Below are 16,757 nucleotides of genomic sequence, written 5' to 3' on the forward strand. Positions count from 1 at the left end.
AATGTCACATTGATATTTTTACGGCTGCCACCCTTCCTGCGTACGCTTGAGTACCCATTCGGAAGTCTCCGACATAACGTCTATCTGGTTGCCATTTTCGAATGCAGCAACGCCTTTTGCTGTGATTTGGGACAAGAGGTCCCCAGGAAAAAAGTCTAATGCGCGCGTCATTGTTCACCGCTCTTCCTTTCGCTCTCGCTGCCAGCTTCGTTCAAGCACAAACTCTGCCAGAGGCCATGCAAAAAGCCCTTGAGGTGCACCCGGAAATCCAGGCCGGGGTCAACAGCCGTATCGCTGCGGACTACCAGCTGCGTGCTGCCAAGGGTGGCTACTTGCCGAAGGTTGACGTGCTGGCAGGCTACGGCCGCGAAGGGACCGACAGCCCGAGCACTGGCAACCGCTGGGAGACGCTCAACCGTGGTGAATCCAGCCTGCGCCTGCGACAAATGGTCTTCGACGGTTTTGCCACGTCCAGCGAAGTAGGGCGTCAACAAGCCACCGTCAACTCGCGTGCCTATGCCTTGCTTGGCTCGTCCGAGCGCACGGCACTGACCGTAGCCCAGGTTTACCTGGATGTCCTTACCCGACGTGAAATGGTGCGCCTGGCCGAAGACAACCTGCGCAGCCACGAACGTATTTACGACCAGATCAAACTGCGTACCTCGAATGGCGTTGGTCGCCTGGCTGACCTTGACCAGGCCGAAGCGCGTCTGGCCCAGGCCCGCAACAACCTGATCACCGAGCAAACCAACCTGGCAGACGCCAAAACCAACTACCTGAGCGTGGTTGGCCAGATGCCTGATGAGCTCAGTGCGCCTGCACCGTTCATCGACCTGTTGCCGGCCAACCTCGACGAAGCGCGTCAGCAGATGGTCGAGAGCAGCCCGATCCTGCGTTCGGCAGAATCCGACATTGCGGCAGCGGAAAAGCAATACGAGGCGGCGAAGTCTACGTTCTATCCGCGCTTTGATGCAGAACTCGGACGAACGGCCGATAACGATATTGATGGCATGAACGGCCACAATAACGAATGGCAGGCTATGCTGCGTATGAGCTTTAACCTGTACAACGGTGGAAGCAACAAGGCCGACCTGGAATCCAAGTCGTACCTGACCAATCAGGCGCTGGACATTCGTAACAATGCCTTGCGCCAGCTCAATGAGGAATTAGGCCTGGCATGGAATGCTATGGACAACGCCAACGCGCAATTGCCTATTGCCCAGCAATATGTCGACTACAGCAGCAACGTGCGTTCCGCTTACCAGAAGCAGTTCAGCCTGGGCGAGCGGACCTTGCTCGACTTGCTCGATAGTGAAAACGAACTCTTCACCGCCCAGCGTCGTCTGACGGAGGTGAAGAACATTCAAGTATTTACTCAGTATCGAATCAAGGCGACCATTGGCCAACTGCTCAAGAGCCAGGGTGTTGTAGCGCCGATGGCCACCGTTGTGCAGAACGATTTGAAACCGCAAGTGAGCCTGCCTGGCATGAACTGAGGCTCACCGTGAACCCCGACCGTCACCATTAAGAGAAGCCGCGTGGAATCAGAAGTCAGTCGAGTCCAACTCAGCCATGATCCACGCAGCCAGCACGACGACCCGCTGCTGGACAGCCTTTTGTCACTGTGTGTGCTGCACCAGAAGCCCGCCAGTCGAGCCATGCTGACCACCGGCCTGCCGCTGCCGGAGCAGCGCCTGAGCCCGGAACTGCTGCCACGCGCAGCAGCCCGTGCTGGTCTGCAGGGTCGTCTGTTGCAACGCAAGCTTGAGCAGATCCCGAGCATTGCCATGCCCGCCATGCTGCTGCTCAAGGACGGTCGCAGTACGGTGCTGCTCGGTTGGGAAAATGACGATACCGCGCGGCTGTTGCTCAGCGAGAGTGACGGCGGCGAGGTCCACGTCAGCCGCGAGGCGCTGCAGGCGGACTACAGCGGCCGGGTGTTTTTTGCCCAGCCGCAGCACAAGTTCGACGTCAATCACGGCAACCTGATTCCCCGCGCCCGCTCCTGGTTCCGCGACACGCTCAAGCGCAGCCGCTGGCTGTACATCGATGCCATTGCCGCAAGCCTGGTGATCAACCTGATCGCCCTGGCGGCGCCGCTGTTCGTCATGAACGTCTACGACCGGGTGGTACCCAACCAGGCGACGGCGACCCTGTGGGTGCTGGCCATCGGTATTGCCGGTGCCTATATCTTCGACTTGATCCTCAAAGGCCTGCGCAGTTTGTGCCTTGACCTGGCGGGGAAAAAGACTGACCTGATCATCTCGGCCACGCTGTTCGAACGCATTGTCGGCATGGCGATGAAGTACCGTCCGGCGCGGGTCGGCAGCTTTGCCCAGAACATTCACGAGTTCCAGGGGCTGCGTGATTTCCTGGCCTCGCTGACCCTGGCGAGTCTTATCGACCTGCCGTTCACCCTGCTGATCTTGCTGGTGATCGCCATCATTGGCGGGCACCTGGTGTGGATCCCGATCATTGCCTTCCCGCTGGCCCTGGGCATTGGCTACGCCCTGCAGAAGCCCCTGACCGCCACGCTTGAGCAAACCATGGCCCTGGCCTCCGAGCGCCAGTCGAGTCTGATCGAGACCTTGGCCGGCCTTGATGCGGTCAAGGTCAATAATGCCGAGAGCGAGCGCCAGTACATGTGGGAGCAGACCATCGGCACCCTTAGCCGTCTGGAACTGCGAGTCAAAGTGCTGTCTGGCCTGGCGATGAACATCACCCTGCTGATCCAGCAACTGGCGGGTGTGGCGCTGATCTGTGCCGGTGTCTACCAGATCATTGCCGGCAACCTCAGTATGGGCGGCCTGATTGCCTGTTACATGCTCAGTGGTCGCGCCCTGGGCCCGATGGCGCAACTGTCCGGTTTGCTCACCCGCTACCAGCAGGCCAAGGTCACCATGGTGTCGACCGACCAAATGATGGCGCTGCCGCAGGAGCGCAACTTCGAAGAGCGCCCGCTGAGCCGTCAGGTGCTGCAAGGTGCGATTGAGTTCCGCGGTGTCGATTTCACTTACCCGAACCAGCAGAACCAGGCGCTCAAGGGCGTCAACCTGGTCATTCGGCCGGGTGAAAAGATCGGCATCATTGGCCGTAGTGGCTCCGGTAAGAGCTCGCTGGCCAAGCTTATTGTCGGCCTCTACGAAGCCGACAAAGGCTCGCTGCTGGTCGACGGCGTAGACATCCGCCAGATCGACGTCAGCGAACTGCGCCACAATGTCGGTTACGTGCCGCAAGACATTCAGCTGATGGCCGGTACCCTGCGTGACAACCTGGTCAGCGGCGCACGTTACGTCGAAGATGAACTGGTGCTGCAGGCCGCCGAGCTGTCGGGCGTCCATGAATTCGCGCGCCTGCACCCGCAAGGCTATGAGCTGCAGGTGGGTGAGCGTGGCCAGAACCTCTCTGGCGGTCAGCGCCAGAACGTCGCCCTGAGCCGGGCACTGCTGCTCAATCCGCAGATCCTCTTGCTCGATGAACCCACCAGCGCCATGGACAACACCGGCGAGGAACGTCTCAAGCAGCGCCTGCAGGCCGTTATCGAGAGCAAAACCGTGGTCCTGGTCACCCACCGGGCATCGTTGTTGTCACTGGTCGATCGTCTGATCGTCGTTGACCGGGGGCAGATTGTTGCGGATGGCCCGAAAGCCGCCGTTATGGATGCGCTGAAGAAGGGGCAGATCAGTGTTGCATAAGATCGATATGGGCCAATTCAAAGAGAACCTGCGCAAATACTTCAAAGGCACCGATTCCCTTAGCGGCCAGCCACTGCCAGAGGTCAACAAGGCGCTGATCGAAGATGCGCCGCGCATCGTGCGCATGACCATCTGGGGGGTAATCGCCTTCTTCCTGTTCATGGGGCTGTGGGCCAACTTCGCGATCATCGACGAAGTCACCCGCGGTGAAGGCAAGGCAATTCCTTCGTCCAAGCTGCAGAAAATCCAGAACCTGGAAGGCGGTATCGTTGCGCAGATCTACGCCAAAGAGGGTCAGATCGTCGAAGCGGGCGCCCCTTTGCTGCGCCTGGACGACACGCGTTTTGTCTCCAACGTCGGTGAAACCGAGGCAGACCGGCTGGCCATGGCGCTGCGTGTAGAGCGCTTGAGTGCTGAGGTTGAAGACCGCCCACTGAAAATCGACGAAGAGATTCGCAAGGCCGCACCAAGCCAGGCAGCCAACGAAGAGGCGCTGTACCAGAGCCGTCGTCAGCAATTGCAGGACGAAATCGGCGGCTTGCAGGAGCAGTTGGTACAACGTCAGCAAGAATTGCGCGAGTTCAGTTCCAAGCAGGCCCAGTACCGCAACAGCCTGCAGCTGTTGCGCCAGGAAATCAGCATGTCTGAGCCGCTGGTAGCCCAGGGCGCGATTTCCCAGGTTGAAGTGCTGCGCCTCAAGCGTGCCGAAGTGGAGAACCGCGGCCAGCTGGACGCCACGTCATTGGCCATCCCGCGCGCCGAATCGGCGATCAAGGAAGTAGAGCGCAAGATTGACGAGACTCGCGGCAAATTCCGTAGCGATGCGCTCACCCAGCTTAACGAAGCACGTACCGACCTGAGCAAGGCTCAAGCCACTGGCAAAGCCCTGGATGACCGGGTCAACCGGACCCTGGTGACCTCGCCGGTTCGCGGTATCGTCAAGCAGCTGTTGGTCAACACCGTGGGTGGTGTGATCCAGCCGGGCAGTGACCTGGTTGAAATCGTACCGTTGGACGACACCCTGCTGGTTGAAGCGCGTGTGCGGCCGCAAGACATTGCCTTCCTGCATCCTGGCCAGGAAGCCATGGTCAAGTTCACCGCCTATGACTTCACCATCTATGGTGGCCTGAAAGCCAAGCTTGAGCAGATTGGTGCCGACACCATCACCGATGAAGAAAAGAACACCTTCTACGTGATCAAACTGCGCACCGAGCGCAGCCACCTGGGTACTGACGACAAACCGTTGTTGATCATCCCGGGCATGGTCGCTTCGGTGGACATCATCACTGGCAAGAAAAGCGTGTTGAGCTACCTGCTCAAACCGATCATCCGCGCCCGCGCCGAAGCCCTCCGCGAACGCTAAGAGCGGGCTTTCTGTAGGAGCGGGCTTGCCCCGCGATGCGACGTGACTGACGGATCGCAATCGCGGGGCAAGCCCGCTCCTACCGGGTGTTTTAAGCGGTCTGGTACTGCGCCGCTGCATTGCTCAACGTTTCGGCAATCTGCTGGCGCAGGGCCAGAGGCTGTTCAACGATCAAACTGTCGCCCTGACTCAACAGCCACCAGCGCAACTGCCAGCTGTTACTCACCGTCGCCTGCAAACAATGGCCGTGCTCCAGTTGCGTCAGTTGCATGTCCGCCGACAGCGGCGTTTCCCGCACCAAACGCGCCAGGTTATCGCTGATCCAGGCGTGCAATTCGATCTTGTCGGTGTCACCGAACTGCAGCGCATCGCTACGCAGGTAGGCCTGCAGATCAAAGTCGCGCAGGCCTTCGGTGGCGGTGTCGAGTACGCGCAGCTGGCGGAAGCGATGCACGGCGAACTGACGAATGTCGCTGTAAGGGGCCGCGGTGGCAATCAGGTAACTGATCTGCCCACGCTGAATCAGCGCCAACGGATTGAGGGTCAACTGGCTAACCCGGTCGTTGTGCGCCGAATAGTACTGGCAGTGCAGTTGGTATTCTTCAAGCAAGGCTTCTTGCAGGGTTTCCAGAATAGTGTCCGGAACTTCCGGGGCCTGCATATTCAGGTCCGCCCGCACACTCGCAACCTTGTCCAGCCAGCGCGCCGCCTTGTTGGCGCTGGACAGGTGTTCGAGCTTCTGCCGCGCATGATTAAAGCGCGCATCCAGCACTTTGAGCATGCTGCTGGGCAATAGCGGTCGCACCGCTTCTTCAACCAATGCCAGGCTCAGCGCCTCATTGACACTGATCCCGCGCAATTCAACGCAGGCGTTGGCCGCCCAATGCCAGCCGTAGGGAATGCTCTTGTCGTTGCGTTCCAACGGGAAAATCAGCGACAGCTCGTTCAAGTCGCGTTCGATGCTGCGTTTGCTGATGGTAAAGCCGGCGCCTTGCAAACGGGCGACCAGCTCGGCGCTGGTAATACCGGGCGAACGGCTGGGCAATTGGCGCAGCAGCTCCCATTGGCGGCTGAGGGTGGCACGGGTAGTGGCAGAGGGCAAAAGATAACGTCCTTGTCTAGGCTTGCGGTTGTAGCATGGTCCCAGCGGAGAGATATGGCAATTGGCCATTTATCTTTCAATTCAAGGATGAAGCCGTTGATTTGCCTCAAACGGATTGTTCGCGACAGGTTTTGTCGTCGCAGTGAGCAGAATCACGCCTCATCACACCCGCCATCAGTCTGGATGGGTTGTTCAATGAGGATGAACATGTCAGCTGCCAGCAACATCTACCCACTGCTCGAGCGTCTGCTGCCTGAGCGAATCATTCCGATGCCGGGTCGCTCCGGGCAGTTGGAGCGGTTGTACGCCGGGGTAGGTATGCCCAGTCAGCGGGCGGCTTTGGGCGAAAGCTTCATCCTGATCAGCCGCCTGGAAGAAGCCAGCGATCTGCAAGCGCTGTACAGCGAGCTGCGTGGCCTGGCACTGGATGGCAGTGTGGCGGCGCTCAACGACCTGGGCTGGATCTGGCTCAATGGCAAATACTGGCGCGCCGACCCGCCGCTGGCCGGTCACTTGCTGCGCATGGCCGCGCTGCAGGGCAGTGCCGCGGCCTGGTTCAACCTGGGGCAGCAGTACTATTTCGGCAAGGGTGTGGAGGTTGCCTATGCCAGCGCGGCCGAGTATTACCAACACGCCTTCGAGCGTGGCATGGAGCAGGCAGCCGCGGCCCTGGGTGATCTCTACGAGGAAGAAATCTGCGACAGCGACGCGCAGCAGTGGCAGGTCGATCTGCACATGGCTTACAGCTGGTTCTTGCGAGGTGCGCAGCGTGGCGAGGCGCGTTGCCGCTTCGAAGTCGGTTATCGGCTGCTGCATGGGCAAACCGTGGCCGTCGATCAGAAGGCCGGCATCTATTGGCTGGAGCTGGCGGCCGTCGCGGGGGTGATGCAGGCGGCTGAAGAGCTGGCAGTGCACTTCAGCGTGTCACACAACAACCTGCGCTACCTATACTGGCGTGACCAGGCCATTGCGATGGGCAGTTCGTTGGCGCTGACCATGAAGCTCGACGATCAACTCCAGCCCTGAGAGGGCAGTCGTCAGCCACGCTTGACGGCGGAGGCGTTGTTCGCAGAACATTGATAGTTAGCAAACTATGAATATAGCGATGACCCTCCCTTCATGACTCGTGACGCACTGCAACAGAACATCAGCAGCGGTATGGTGGTGGCCAGTCGGCATTGGCGGCGCATGTGCCAGACGACCTTGGCCGACTACGGTATTTCCGAGGCGTGCGCCATGCCGCTGCTGATGATCATGCGCCTGGGTGATGGTGTTCACCAGGTGGCCGTTGCCCGGGCCGCAGGCCTTGAGAGCCCGTCACTGGTGCGCCTGCTCGATCAACTGTGCAAAGCCGGATTTGTCTGCCGCAGCGAAGACCCGGTAGATCGCCGGGCCAAAGCCCTGAGTCTGACCAGCAGGGGGAGGGTTGTGGCCGAGGCCATTGAAAGCGAACTGACGCGCTTGCGCCGTGAGGTGCTCAAGGACATTGACGAGGCCGATCTATTGGCCACCCAGCGGGTGCTGCGGGCTTTTGAACAGGCGGAACAACGCATGGCAGGAGTGCCGTCGTGAAGGGTTTTTTCAGCACCGTGCCGCCCGCGCGTGACTGGTTCTATGGCGTGCGCACCTTCGCGGCATCGATGATCGCCCTGTACATCGCCTTGCTCATGCAACTGCCGCGGCCTTACTGGGCCATGGCCACCGTCTACATCGTTTCCAGCCCCTTTGTCGGCCCCACCAGTTCCAAGGCCCTGTACCGCGCATTGGGCACGTTGCTGGGCGCTGCTGGTGCGGTGTTCATGGTGCCCTTGCTGGTGCAGACTCCGGTGCTGCTGACCGTGGCTATCGCCTTGTGGACCGGCACCTTGCTGTTCCTTTCCCTGCACCTGCGCACGGCCAACAGCTATGCCCTGATGCTGGCGGGCTATACCTTGCCGATGATCGCCTTGCCGGTTGTCGATGACCCGCTGCGGGTGTTCGATATCGCCTCGTCCCGGGCGCAGGAAATCTGTCTGGGGATCGTCTGTGCTGCGGTTGTCGGGGCGATTTTCTGGCCCCGCCGACTGACACCGGTACTGGTGAGTGCCAGTGGCAACTGGTTCAACGAAGCGATCCGCTACAGCGATACCTTTCTCGCTCGTGCCGCATCACCGGAAACAGTCGGCAGCGCACGGGCCTCGATGGTGGCGACCTTCAATTCCCTGGAGTTGATGATCGGTCAGTTGCCTCACGAAGGTGCCCGTCCGCAAACGGTGAAAAACACCCGTGAGTTGCGCGGTCGGATGATTCACCTGCTGCCTGTCGTCGATGGCCTGGATGATGCTTTGCTCGCCCTGGAGGCCCGCGCGCCGGAGCAGGCCAGGCAACTGCAGCCGTTGTTGGAGCAAGCGCGCGAGTGGCTCAAAGCCACCGCCAGCGATGCCGCGCCGAGCCGCTGGTCGGCGTTGCGCGCGGAAATTGAGCACATGCAGCCCAGTGCCGCGTCGCTGGATCAGCGTCCGTCATTGCTGCTGTCCAACGCCCTGTACCGCCTGGCGGAATGGGTCGACCTGTGGCAAGACTGCTGCAGCCTGCTGCACGCCATCCGCAACGAAGATCAGTCCCCTTGGCGTGCGGTGTACCGGCATTGGCGCCTGGGTCGGCTGACGCCCTTCTTCGACCGAGGGCTGATGCTGTACTCGGTGTTCTCCACCGTCACCGCAATCATCGCCGCCACCAGCCTGTGGATTCTCTCCGGCTGGAACGACGGTGGCAGCGCAGTGATTCTCGCGGCGGTAGCGTGCAGCTTCTTCGCCGCGATGGACGACCCGGCACCGCAGATCTACCGGTTTTTCTTCTGGACCGCCGCCTCGGTGGTGTTCGCCAGCCTCTACCTGTTTCTGGTGCTGCCCAACCTGCACGACTTCCCGATGCTGGTGTTGGCGTTCGCCGTCCCGTTCATCTGCGTGGGCACCCTGACGGTACAGCCGCAGTTCTACCTGGGTACCTTGCTGACCATCGTCAACACGGCGTCGTTCATCAGTATCCAGGGTGCCTACGACGCTAACTTCCTGACCTTCGTCAACTCCAACCTGGCAGGGCCGGTGGGCTTGCTGTTCGCCTTTATCTGGACCCTGGTGATGCGCCCGTTCGGCGTGGAGCTGGCGGCCAAGCGCCTGACGCGTTTCAGTTGGCACGACATCGTCGGCATGACCCGCCCCGCGACCCTGGCCGAACATCGCCGCCTCGGTGTGCAAATGCTCGACCGCCTGATGCAACACCTGCCACGCCTGACCCAGACCGGCCAGGACACCGGCAGCGCCCTGCGCGATCTGCGCGTCGGCCTGAGCCTGCTCGACGTGCTGGCCTATGCGCCACGGGTGGGCGCACAACCACGGCAAATGCTGGAACGCGTGGTCGCGGAGGTGGGTGCGCATTTCCAGGCCTGCCTCGATGCCCGCCGTCGTCTGCACGCGCCCGAAGCACTGCTGCAGAACATGGAGCGCGCACGCCGCGCGCTGAACCTCAATGACCTGGCAGACAGCGCCGAAGCCCGGGTGCACCTGTTGCACGCCTTGAGCGGCTTGCGCCTGGCGTTGTTGCCTGGCGTCGAGGTGGTGCTGGAGCCCTCTGATGACCAACCGCAATTGCCTTATGGTATCGATGGAGCGCCCCTGTGATCGGTGAACTGGATATCAGCGGGGTGTTCCTGCCCACGCTATTGGTAATGATGGTTGCCACCTACCTGTTGTTTCTCGGGGTGCACGCGGTGCTCATCCGCGTGCATTTCTACCGCCTGGTCTGGCACCGGGCGTTGTTCAACGTTGCGCTTTACGCCGTGCTGCTCGGCACGGTTGACCACTTTTGCCGAAACCTGATGCTGCCATGAAAAAACCTTTATTGACCCTGGGCCGCGTGGTCCTGACCCTGCTGGTAGTGACACTGGCGACCGTTCTGGTCTGGCAGATGGTCATGTACTACATGTTTGCCCCCTGGACCCGCGACGGGCATATCCGCGCCGACGTGATCCAGATCGCGCCAGACGTGTCTGGCCTGATCCAGCAGGTTGAAGTGCGCGACAACCAAGTGGTCAAGCGCGGCGACGTGCTGTTTACCATCGATCAAGACCGCTTCCGCCTGGCTCTGCGCCATGCCCAGGCGACCTTGGCGGAACGCAAGGAAACCCTGGCTCAGGCCCAGCGTGAGGCGCGCCGTAACCGTGGCCTGGGTAACCTGGTGGCGCAGGAGCAACTCGAAGAAAGCCAGTCGCGAGAGGCGCGGGCACAGTCGGCGCTGGCCGAGGCGCAAGTGGCGGTGGACGCTGCTCAGCTCAACCTCGACCGCTCGGTGGTGCGTAGCCCGGTGGATGGCTACCTCAACGACCGCGCCCCGCGTGCCCATGAATTCGTCAGCGCAGGCAAGCCGGTGCTGGCAGTGGTCGATAGCGCCTCGTACCACGTCGACGGCTATTTTGAAGAAACCAAACTGGGGGGTATCCACATCGGTCAGGCTGTGGATATCCGCGTCATGGGTGACAGCGCTCGCCTGCGCGGACACGTGCAAAGCTTTGCCGCCGGTATTGAAGACCGCGACCGCACCAGCGGCGCCAACCTGCTGCCCAACGTTAACCCGGCCTTCAGTTGGGTGCGCTTGGCGCAGCGGATTCCAGTGCGGATCGCCTTCGACGAAGTGCCGGCAGACTTTCGCATGATCGCCGGACGCACCGCGACGGTGTCGATCATCGACGGTAACGAGCAATGAAACGACTGTCGTTGCTCGGCCTGAGCGTGCTGCTGTCGGCCTGCCAGATGGTTGGGCCGGACTACAAAGTGCCGAAAGAGGCGGCCGTCCAGCGTGCTGACCTGCAAGGTGAGTTGCGCCAGGACGCCAATAGCGTGGTGTCTGCGCCAGTGCCCGCGAACTGGTGGCATCTGTATCACGACCAGCGGTTAAACAGCCTGGTCAGTCAGGCGCTGGCGGCCAACAGCGAACTGCGTGTTGCCGCCGCCAACATCGCCCGTGCCCGGGCGCAGGTCGAACAGGCTGAAGCCCAGGGCGGACTCAACGGTGGGGTAAAGCTGGGCGCACAGCGCTTGCAGGAATCCGGCGAAGCCTTCCTGCTGCCGGAAAAAGTCCCGGTGGCGAACATCGGTGAAGCGATCATCAGCGCTTCTTATCAGTTTGACCTGTGGGGCACCCTCAAGCGTGGCGTAGAGGCTGCCCAGGCCAACGCCGATGCAACCCAGGCCGCTGCCGACACCGCGCGCATTACCTTGGTGGCCGATGTCGTGCAGGCCTACACCCAGGTGTGTGCGGCCAACGAGGAATACCACATCGCCCGCGAGTCGCTGGACCTGCAGGAACAGAGCGTCAACCTCACCCAGCGCCTGCGTGACGCCGGGCGTGGTGATGAAACTCAGGTAACCCGCTCGCAGACCCAGTTCAAATCACTGCGTGCCGAGTTGCCTCGTTACCAGGCGGCCCGCGAGGCTGGCCTGTACACCCTGTCGATGCTGCTGGCCAAACCGGTGGCGCAGTTGCCCGCGGGGACTGCCGAGTGTGCGGAATTGCCGCACATCGCCCAGGTATTGCCCGTGGGTGATGGCGCTGCGCTGCTCAAGCGCCGCCCTGACATCCGTCAGGCCGAACGCCAGCTGGCCGCCTCTACCGCGACCATCGGCGTGGCGACCGGGCAGTTGTACCCGGACATCAGCATCGGTGCGCAGGTAGGTACCATCGGCATCCTCGAAAACCTTGGCGAACCCGCCACCAATCGCTGGGGCTTTGGCCCATTGCTGACCTGGACTGTCCCGACCAACGGCTCACGGGCGCGCATCCGCGAGGCCGAGGCCTCGACCCAGGCGGCGTTGGCGCATTTTGACGGGGTGGTGCTCAACGCCATTCGCGAAACCCAGACCAGCCTGGCGCAGTACAGTGCACTGCTGCAGCGGCGTGATGCCCTGGCCGACGCCGAGCGCTCCGCGCAACAGGCGGCAGACCAGACCCATCGCTTCTACCAGGCTGGGCGTGAGTCCTTCCTGGCTGATCTGCAGGCGACACGGACCTACACCGACATGCGCGCGCAACTGGCCATGGCCAACACCCAAGTGGCGATGGGCCAGATCAGACTCTTCCTGGCCCTGGGCGGCGGCTGGTAACCCCCTCCGGTAGGAGCGGGCTTGCCCCGCGATAGCGATCTGTCAGTCACATCGCATCGCGGGGCAAGCCCGCTCCCACAGGTAGTGCAGACAGTTGTTCCCACCGAGGTTGTCATTTGTCCATCATGCCCTTGAGCAAATCGATCGGCACTGGGAAGACGATGGTCGACGATTTGTCCCCAGCAATCGTGCCCAACGTCTGCATGTAGCGCAGTTGCATGGCCCCCGGCTGGCGCCCGAGCATTTCCGCCGCCTGCATCAGCTTTTCCGACGCCTGCAGTTCACCTTCGGCATGAATCACCTTGGCCCGCCGTTCACGTTCGGCTTCAGCCTGACGGGCAATAGCGCGGATCATCGATTCATTGAGGTCAACATGCTTGATCTCGACGTTGGCCACCTTGATGCCCCAGGCGTCGGTCTGCGCGTCGAGAACCTGGCGGATATCCAGGTTCAGGCGCTCACGCTCGGCCAGCAGTTCATCCAGCTCGTGTTTACCAAGCACGGCGCGTAAGGTGGTTTGTGCCAGCTGGCTGGTGGCCATGAGAAAGTCCTCGACCTGGATGATCGCTTTCTGCGGATCGAGCACGCGAAAGTACAGCACCGCGTTCACTTTGACCGAGACGTTGTCGCGGGTGATGACATCCTGCGGCGGCACATCCAGCACCACGGTCCGCAGGTCCACCTTGACCATTTGCTGTACGCCGGGAATCAGCAGCACCAAACCCGGCCCCTTGACCCGCCAGAAGCGCCCAAGCTGGAACACCACGCCGCGCTGATACTCGCGCAGGATGCGAAACGCCGACAGCAGCAACACCGCAGCAAAAGCCAGTAGTGCACCAATGCCCAGTTCGAAAAACATCTTCAGTCTCCTTGCACCGCAGCCTCGGCTGCAGCACTGACGTCCAGTAGTACGCCCTTGCGTGAGATCACCCGGACGTGTTGCCCCACCTGTAGCGGCGTCTGGCATTGCGCCTGCCACTGTTCACCCTGTGCTTGCACAGAGCCGATGTATGGATCGCTGTCGTTCACCGCCATGACCGTGGCCAGGCTGCCGACCAGCCCAGCGTCACCGCTGACCAGCGCTCGTCGGCGTGCTTTCACCGCCATGCCCACCACACCACCGAGCAGCAGGGCCGAGAACAGCGCCAGAAACAGGATCAGCGGTAGCGGGATGCCGAAGCCCGGCACATCGGTGTCCATCAGAATCACCGCACCCACCACAAAGGCGACGATGCCGCCGAAGCCGACCACGCCAAAGCTGGGCATGAAGGCTTCGGCGATCATGAACGCCACCCCAAGCAGGATCAGCCCGGCGCCGGCATAGCTCACCGGCAGCAGTTGCAAGGCGTACAGCGCCAGCAACAGGCAGATGCCACCGATCACCCCGCCTACGCCGGAGCCGGGGCTCATGAACTCGAACATCAGGCCGTAGACACCGATCATGATCAGAATCAGCGCCACACTGGGGTTGGTGATCACCGCCAGCAAGCGTGTGCGCCAGTCGGGCTGGCGCTCGATCACGGCCGCGTTGGCGGTGTTCAGGGGGCGCGATTGCCCGGCGGCTTCGAGGGTTTTGCCGTCCAGTTGGCGAAGTAGATCCGGCAGGTCGTTGGCGACGCGGTCGATGACTTTCAGGCGCAGCGCTTCGCTGGCGGGCAGGCTGACAGCGTCACGCACAGCCTGCTCGGCCCATTCGGCATTGCGCCCGCGCAGTTGCGCCAGGCTGCGAATGTAAGCGGCAGCGTCGTTGACCTGTTTGCGGGTCAAGGTGTCTTGCTCGGTGGGTGCCGGTTGCTTGTCGCCGGTCGGTGCTGCCGGTGGTGCGCCCGGGTCTTTCGGCGTACCGGGCAAGCCGCCGATCTGCACCGGGGTGGCAGCACCCAGGTTGGTGCCGGGGGCCATCGCGGCCACGTGGCTGGCATAGAGAATGTAGGTACCGGCGCTCGCCGCCCGCGCACCGCTGGGCGCAACGAAGCTGGCGACGGGCACAGGGCTGGCAAGGATCGCCTTGATGATCTCGCGCATCGAGCTATCGAGCCCGCCCGGTGTATCCAGGCGAATCACCACCAGTTGCGCCTGGTCGGTTTTGGCTTGTTGCAGGCCACGTATCAGATAATCGGCACTGGCCGGACCGATGGCGTCGTTAATACTGAGCACCAATACCGAATGAGCGGGCGCTGCCTGGCTGCCAGGCAACGCGCCGAGCAAGAGCAGGAAGAGCAGGTGCCGACACCAACGAGCGATCACCTGAATTCACCCGGATTGTGCGTGTCTACTAAGTTTAGTCTGCTGCCTGCAGGCGCACGGCCTAAACTTCAACAGTGGGGGAGCTCTCTCTGGAGGTGCATCATGCGTATGGCAAAAACCCTGCAGCAGTGCCTGGACAAGGCCGGCTGCGACTACGACATCGTTCCTCACGCGCACTCATCCACCAGCCTTGAGTCGGCGCGCATGGCAGGGGTTCCGGCCGAGCGGGTGGCCAAGTCAGTCATGCTCGACGACCGTCATGGCAACTACCTGATGGCCGTGCTACCGGCCAATCGTCACCTGGACATGAGCAAAGTGCAGGCCACCGGACAGTGGCACATGACCTCGGAAAGCAACTTGCCCCACTTGTTTGGCGACTGTGAACGCGGCGCCATTCCGGCCATGGGCGATGCCTACTCGATCAAGATGCTGGTTGACCCAACCCTGACCCGCCAAGGCGATGTCTATGTCGAAGCCGGCGATCACGACCACCTGATCCACATGAACATGGCGCAATACCTGAAACTGGTGCCTAACGCCGAAGTGCGTGAGGTTTGCTGATGATCAACCCACTGCCAGGCTGGCGTCGTGGACGGCTGGTCTGGCGCTAAGGAGTGACCTATGGAAGCACCCAATCACAAGTTTTCAGAATTGTTCAAACAGCTTGGCTTGCCCGACGACCCGGTTGGCATCGACCAGTTCATCACCAGCCATTCGCCGCTCAAAGGCGAGATCAAACTGGTCGACGCACCGTTCTGGAACGAGTCGCAACGGACCTTTCTCAAGGATAGTATCGAGGAAGATTCGGACTGGGCAGTGATGTTCGATCAGCTCAATGAGGCCCTGCGAAATAAACGCTGAGTGGCACTGATACCGGCGTGCGGCGTTGCTATGCTCAGAAAAAAACAACAGGGGGATAGCGCAATGAAAGATCCCTATGCCGTCGGTTTCTGGTGTTCCGTGAGTGCTTTGGGCCTGCTGACCGTCGGTTATTTCTACGGCGTCAAACAGAGCTATCAACTGGACCAGGCCCTGGTATTTCTCTACGCAGCCAGCGGAGTGATCGGGGCACTGGCATTGACTGCACTGGCCTGGATTGCCTGGCAGCAATTACGGGTCAGCAAGCGCCAGCTGGCTCAGGGCCGAACGCTGGTGGCGATCTGGAACACCAAAGTCGCCTTGCGGCGCGTTGAAACCGTTTTCGACCGCTACTTCTGGGGCAGCTACTGGCAGCCGGGGCGAACCTTTCAGGAAGTTATGGGCGAGTTGGAAGGCACGCCGCTGGAGCAAAGCCTGGAAGCCCTGAAACGCGAGTGCCGGGAGCTGGACAAAGAAACCCACGACCTACGCCGACACTGGCTGGACAACGCCCGCGAACTCTCCACCGTCGCCACCGCCATGGCCCGTGAGCGCTATCAACTGGACCTGTGCGATTCGCAGCAAAGCGGCGGACGAGGCGGACGAGGCGGCGCGGTACTGAACCGCGACCTGGAAGTGCTGGTGTACACCTGGTCGGCACGCCTGCGCAGCTTCGACCACCAGCTCGATGAGCTGGAGGGCGAATACCGCTGAGCCGCTACGCGGCGAATCAATCGCCGCGAATGTACTGTTCCAGCTGCTGAATCATATTGGCTTGCTCGGCGATGGCTTCTTTGACCAGGTCGCCAATCGACAGCAGGCCCAACAGCTCGCCGTTCTCCACCACCGGCAGGTGGCGCAAATGGCTGTTGGTCATCATGTTCATGCAGTACTCGATGTTCTGGTGCGGGTCCACGGTGATTACCGGTGCGCTCATGATCGCGCTGACCGGAGTACCCACTGACGAGCGGCCCTTGAGCACCATCTTGCGCGCGTAGTCGCGCTCACTGACGATCCCCACCACTTGGCCACCCTCGACCACAGGCAAGGCGCCGACGTTTTTCTCGGCCATCAACTTGAGGGCATCGAGGACCATTTGCCCGGGGCCAATGGTATGAACCTGCTGGTGCTGCTGGGCTTTGGTTTTCAGGAGCTGTGCCACGGTTTTCATAGAGGCCTCTGCAATGCTGGGAGTTGATGACGGCAGATAGCTAAAGAATCGTGTACAGACGGCCACAGAGCAAGAGCGAAAGCGGCATCGAGCCCATTGAAAAACGTCATCAACCACCGCGGGTAGGAGCGGGCTTGCCCCGCGATAGCGGTGTGTCAGTTTCACCGCATCGCGGGGCAAGCCC

General features: G+C 61.4%; 16 protein-coding genes. 12 read left to right on the forward strand and 4 right to left on the reverse strand.

Features of this window, described 5'->3' with window-relative positions; translation table 11 throughout:
* The first annotated feature begins 158 nt into the window (after nt 1–158).
* The 3 genes from ACVWSC_RS00630 to ACVWSC_RS00640 are packed head-to-tail and all read left to right on the forward strand — an operon-like array spanning nt 159 to nt 5,058.
* Nucleotides 159–1,496, forward strand: coding sequence for a TolC family outer membrane protein (locus ACVWSC_RS00630; protein WP_442111286.1), 1,338 nt, complete (start codon nt 159–161; stop codon nt 1,494–1,496).
* Nucleotides 1,497–1,538: 42 nt separating this feature from the next.
* Nucleotides 1,539–3,695 carry a type I secretion system permease/ATPase gene (locus ACVWSC_RS00635; RefSeq protein WP_442111288.1) on the forward strand — a complete coding sequence of 719 codons (2,157 nt, stop codon included), beginning with the start codon at nt 1,539–1,541 and terminating at the stop codon, nt 3,693–3,695.
* A 7-nt stretch (nt 3,696–3,702) separates the two neighbouring features.
* The gene (locus ACVWSC_RS00640) at nt 3,703–5,058 is read left to right on the forward strand and encodes an HlyD family type I secretion periplasmic adaptor subunit (RefSeq protein ID WP_442114236.1); all 1,356 of its coding nucleotides are present in this window, start codon (nt 3,703–3,705) and stop codon (nt 5,056–5,058) included.
* A 91-nt stretch (nt 5,059–5,149) separates the two neighbouring features.
* On the opposite strand, the gene ACVWSC_RS00645 is transcribed toward ACVWSC_RS00640, so the two are convergent.
* The gene (locus ACVWSC_RS00645; protein ID WP_442111290.1) at nt 5,150–6,160 is read right to left on the reverse strand and encodes a helix-turn-helix transcriptional regulator; all 1,011 of its coding nucleotides are present in this window, start codon (nt 6,158–6,160) and stop codon (nt 5,150–5,152) included.
* Between the two features lie 207 nt (nt 6,161–6,367).
* Between ACVWSC_RS00645 and ACVWSC_RS00650 the strand changes: the two genes are divergently transcribed.
* From ACVWSC_RS00650 to ACVWSC_RS00675, 6 genes are all read left to right on the forward strand, one after another.
* A complete protein-coding gene (locus tag ACVWSC_RS00650) occupies nt 6,368–7,186 on the forward strand; it encodes a tetratricopeptide repeat protein (RefSeq protein WP_442111292.1) in 819 nt (272 codons plus the stop codon).
* Nucleotides 7,187–7,279: 93 nt separating this feature from the next.
* Nucleotides 7,280–7,732, forward strand: a complete 453-nt coding sequence (locus tag ACVWSC_RS00655; RefSeq protein WP_442111294.1) for a MarR family winged helix-turn-helix transcriptional regulator — start codon at nt 7,280–7,282, stop codon at nt 7,730–7,732.
* The gene (locus ACVWSC_RS00660) at nt 7,729–9,819 is read left to right on the forward strand and encodes an FUSC family protein (protein WP_442111296.1); all 2,091 of its coding nucleotides are present in this window, start codon (nt 7,729–7,731) and stop codon (nt 9,817–9,819) included. Before ACVWSC_RS00655 ends, ACVWSC_RS00660 begins: the two co-directional genes overlap by 4 nt.
* A complete protein-coding gene (locus ACVWSC_RS00665; protein WP_442111298.1) occupies nt 9,816–10,028 on the forward strand; it encodes a DUF1656 domain-containing protein in 213 nt (70 codons plus the stop codon). Before ACVWSC_RS00660 ends, ACVWSC_RS00665 begins: the two co-directional genes overlap by 4 nt.
* Nucleotides 10,025–10,900 (forward strand): efflux RND transporter periplasmic adaptor subunit, encoded by an 876-nt coding sequence (locus tag ACVWSC_RS00670; RefSeq protein ID WP_442111300.1) that lies wholly within the window; start codon nt 10,025–10,027, stop codon nt 10,898–10,900. Before ACVWSC_RS00665 ends, ACVWSC_RS00670 begins: the two co-directional genes overlap by 4 nt.
* Entirely contained in the window at nt 10,897–12,297 is a 1,401-nt protein-coding gene (locus tag ACVWSC_RS00675) for an efflux transporter outer membrane subunit (protein ID WP_442111302.1), read from the forward strand. Before ACVWSC_RS00670 ends, ACVWSC_RS00675 begins: the two co-directional genes overlap by 4 nt.
* A gap of 112 nt (nt 12,298–12,409) precedes the next feature.
* Here ACVWSC_RS00675 and ACVWSC_RS00680 read toward each other — a convergent pair whose 3' ends face one another.
* Both ACVWSC_RS00680 and ACVWSC_RS00685 read right to left on the reverse strand, forming a co-directional pair.
* Nucleotides 12,410–13,156 (reverse strand): slipin family protein, encoded by a 747-nt coding sequence (locus tag ACVWSC_RS00680; RefSeq protein ID WP_442111304.1) that lies wholly within the window; start codon nt 13,154–13,156, stop codon nt 12,410–12,412.
* Nucleotides 13,157–13,158: 2 nt separating this feature from the next.
* Nucleotides 13,159–14,544 carry an NfeD family protein gene (locus ACVWSC_RS00685; RefSeq protein WP_442111306.1) on the reverse strand — a complete coding sequence of 462 codons (1,386 nt, stop codon included), beginning with the start codon at nt 14,542–14,544 and terminating at the stop codon, nt 13,159–13,161.
* A gap of 102 nt (nt 14,545–14,646) precedes the next feature.
* Here ACVWSC_RS00685 and ACVWSC_RS00690 point away from each other — a divergent pair, with 102 nt between their 5' ends.
* The 3 genes from ACVWSC_RS00690 (at nt 14,647) to ACVWSC_RS00700 (ending at nt 16,116) form a co-directional block, all read left to right on the forward strand.
* The gene (locus tag ACVWSC_RS00690; RefSeq protein WP_442111308.1) at nt 14,647–15,105 is read left to right on the forward strand and encodes an aminoacyl-tRNA deacylase; all 459 of its coding nucleotides are present in this window, start codon (nt 14,647–14,649) and stop codon (nt 15,103–15,105) included.
* Between the two features lie 60 nt (nt 15,106–15,165).
* Nucleotides 15,166–15,405 carry a DUF2789 domain-containing protein gene (locus ACVWSC_RS00695; RefSeq protein WP_133216342.1) on the forward strand — a complete coding sequence of 80 codons (240 nt, stop codon included), beginning with the start codon at nt 15,166–15,168 and terminating at the stop codon, nt 15,403–15,405.
* A 63-nt stretch (nt 15,406–15,468) separates the two neighbouring features.
* Nucleotides 15,469–16,116: an NADH:ubiquinone oxidoreductase subunit N gene (locus ACVWSC_RS00700; RefSeq protein WP_442111310.1), complete on the forward strand. Its 648-nt coding sequence runs from the start codon at nt 15,469–15,471 to the stop codon at nt 16,114–16,116.
* Between the two features lie 16 nt (nt 16,117–16,132).
* Here ACVWSC_RS00700 and ACVWSC_RS00705 read toward each other — a convergent pair whose 3' ends face one another.
* Entirely contained in the window at nt 16,133–16,573 is a 441-nt protein-coding gene (locus ACVWSC_RS00705; RefSeq protein WP_442111312.1) for a CBS domain-containing protein, read from the reverse strand.
* Nucleotides 16,574–16,757 lie beyond the last annotated feature (184 nt).

Source organism: Pseudomonas sp. NUPR-002 (assembly GCF_056322725.1).